This window comes from Pseudoalteromonas sp. Isolate6 (assembly GCF_022398435.1).
In the GTDB taxonomy this organism is placed as follows: Bacteria; Pseudomonadota; Gammaproteobacteria; order Enterobacterales; family Alteromonadaceae; genus Pseudoalteromonas; species Pseudoalteromonas galatheae.
In genome coordinates, this window is the sequence record NZ_JAKEVK010000334.1 from 1 (window position 1) to 2,675 (window position 2,675).

Annotated in this window: 2 protein-coding genes; one reads left to right on the forward strand and one right to left on the reverse strand. The window is 40.8% G+C overall.

The window, feature by feature from the left end; genetic code table 11:
* Positions 1-30: 30 nt before the first annotated feature.
* A complete protein-coding gene (locus L1D50_RS22520; protein ID WP_239966890.1) occupies positions 31-1,344 on the reverse strand; it encodes a Na+/H+ antiporter NhaC family protein in 1,314 nt (437 codons plus the stop codon).
* Between the two features lie 434 nt (positions 1,345-1,778).
* Here L1D50_RS22520 and dapB point away from each other — a divergent pair, with 434 nt between their 5' ends.
* Positions 1,779-2,582 (forward strand): 4-hydroxy-tetrahydrodipicolinate reductase, encoded by an 804-nt coding sequence (dapB, locus tag L1D50_RS22525; protein WP_128728351.1) that lies wholly within the window; start codon positions 1,779-1,781, stop codon positions 2,580-2,582.
* Positions 2,583-2,675: the final 93 nt, after the last annotated feature.

Below are 2,675 nucleotides of genomic sequence, written 5' to 3' on the forward strand. Positions count from 1 at the left end.
GCCCAAAGTTGGGCGCTTAAAATAAATAAATTATGCTTTATTTCTTCTCAAGCAAATAACGCCAATGGCAGTGAACGCCAGAATAAAACAGTAATAAGATGAACTAGATACATCCCAAGGGCTGATTTTAAAAGTAGCCCCAAGTAACAGTGCCTGTGCGCCATAGGGTAAAGAGCCTTGCATAACACACGCAAAAATATCCAGTAAGCTTGCAGAACGCTTAGCTGAAATTTTTCCGTCTTCAGCTAGCTTTTTAGCAACTGGACCTGCGACAATAATACTTACAGTGTTATTTGCAATACATAGATTACTAGTTAACACTAGCGCTGCAATACCGAGTTGATCAGCAACTTGGCGGTGCCATTTTGCGATAATGCTGGTGATTTTTTGGATCTGTTTGGCTAAAAAGTCTAGGCCACCATTGATACGAATAAATTCAGATAAACCACCAATGAACATAGAGAGCAAGAAAATCTCTTGCATATCACTAAAGCCTTTATAAATATCGTTTAAGAACGCAGCGCCTTGATAGTCACCTACAAAGCCCATACAGCCGGCAAATACGATGCCACTAAAGAGCACAACAAAAACATTGATACCAATCACTGCCAAGACCAAGATAAAGGCATATGGCAAAACTAATAACCAATCAAACGGCTTGGTTTCTACAACCTGCGGCTCTGGAGTTAAAAATACCAACAACAAAACAGTCAAAAATGCAGCTGGCAGGGCTATCTTAAGGTTCTCTCTAAATTTATCTTTCATTTCACAGCCTTGGGTTCGTGTGGCTGCAATTGTGGTGTCAGAAATAATAGATAGGTTATCGCCAAACATTGCACCTGATACTATAGTGCCGGCCATAAGTGCCGGATCAATTCCGGTTTTCATCGCGACTGCAACAGCAATAGGTCCAATTGCTCCAATTGTACCCATAGAGGTTCCCATTGCAGTAGAGACGACAGCAGATATAAGAAACAAGCCGGGTAATAAAAATGCCGGAGGAATAAGTGATAAACCAGCGTTAACTACAGCGTCAACGCCGCCTGTGGCACTTGCAACTGCAGAGAAAGCACCTGCTAATAAATAGATGAGGCACATGGTGATGATATTGCTGTGTCCCGCGCCTTGAATAAAAGTTTCGACACTGCGGTTGATGGTATCTTTATTAAGTAAAAAAGCGAGAACGATGGCTGGTAAAATCGCGACAGGAGCTTTTAATTGATAAAACGCATAATCAACGCCTTGCGATTGCAAATACAATCCTGCGCCAAGAAAAATCCCTACAAAGGTCAACAGCGGCAATAGTGATAGTTTTGCCTTTGTTTGATTGTAATTTGGTTGCATAGCACTCCCCAACAATAAAGCACAGCCAATAGTTAGCTGTAAAACCGCACAACACACCTGATACCAATTGTATTAATTCTCCAACCAATTTGAAGGGTGAATTAGCATATTAGCGTCGTTAAAAATTTCTCATTTAGAACAACTAAATAGCAAAATTTTTGCCTAGCTACTAAAGCTATTTCTCCGCTTCAAAATAGCCCTTTTACTTAATGCAATTGGTATAAGATGAAAATCTCTCAACTTCAATAGGTGAGCGAGCGCGGCAGTTTATATGTTTAGACGTCTAAAGTCTAATGTTTTATTATTTTCAACTTAACTGACTATGACACACAGATACGGTAAACTCTACTCCCGCAAAAACACATTTCCATTATCCGGTTAGCCATCGTTGCTGCCTTTCGGATAATCAATATCGCAAATAAAAAGGGTAACGTATGACAAGAATAGGTATTTACGGTGCGAATGGCAGAATGGGGTTAGCATTGATAGAAGCCTGCTATTTGTCGCAAGAAGTAGAGCTGGGCAACGCTTTTGTACGAGATAGTTCACAATATCTTGATAAAGCAGTTAATCAATTGCAGCCTCAAGCAGACGCAAATATCTGTTTTAGTTCCGAGCAAAGTAAGCTTGAAAATGTTGATGTATTAATAGACTTTACTTTGCCAGAGGGTATGAAGCAGCATTTATCAGCTGCAATTGCCGCTAAAAAACCAATGGTGATTGGTACTACTGGACTGACAGCAAGTGAAATGGCGCAGTTGGCGGAAGCCGCAAAAGATATCCCAATTGTGTTTTCTCGAAACTATAGCGTTGGCATTAATCTGCTGCTTAATCTTGTACAAACAGCCGCTCAAAAGCTGGCTGACGACATGGATATTGAAATCTTTGAAGCGCATCATCGCAACAAAATAGACGCCCCCTCGGGAACCGCGCTCGCTATCGGAGAGGCAATTGCAGAAGCTAAAGGCTGGCAACATGATGATGTTGCGGTTTACGATCGAAGTCAAAATCATGAAGCGAAATCACAACAAGAAATCGGATATTCGGTCCTCAGAGCGGGTGATATAGTAGGCGAACATACAGCTTACTTCGCGACAATGGGGGAAAGGCTTGAATTAACACATAAAGCTGCGTCGAGACTGACCTTTGCATCAGGTGCTGTAAGGGCTGCGCAGTGGCTAAAAGATAAACCAGCAGGTCTTTACGATATGCAAGATGTGCTGGATTTAAAGAAGTAAGTATAACATTTTGAGGCTTTAAAACAAAAAAAGAGTTTAATGGCTTATTTTTATAATTTTTGTGATTTGTATTAGACGAAAAGGCATTCATGC

What these genes read in the sequence shown, in the direction of transcription:
- L1D50_RS22520 (WP_239966890.1), bottom strand. Translation starts at nt 1,344, where the DNA reads ATGCAACCAAATTACAATCAAACAAAGGCAAAACTATCACTATTGCCG.
- dapB (WP_128728351.1), top strand. Translation starts at nt 1,779, where the DNA reads ATGACAAGAATAGGTATTTACGGTGCGAATGGCAGAATGGGGTTAGCA.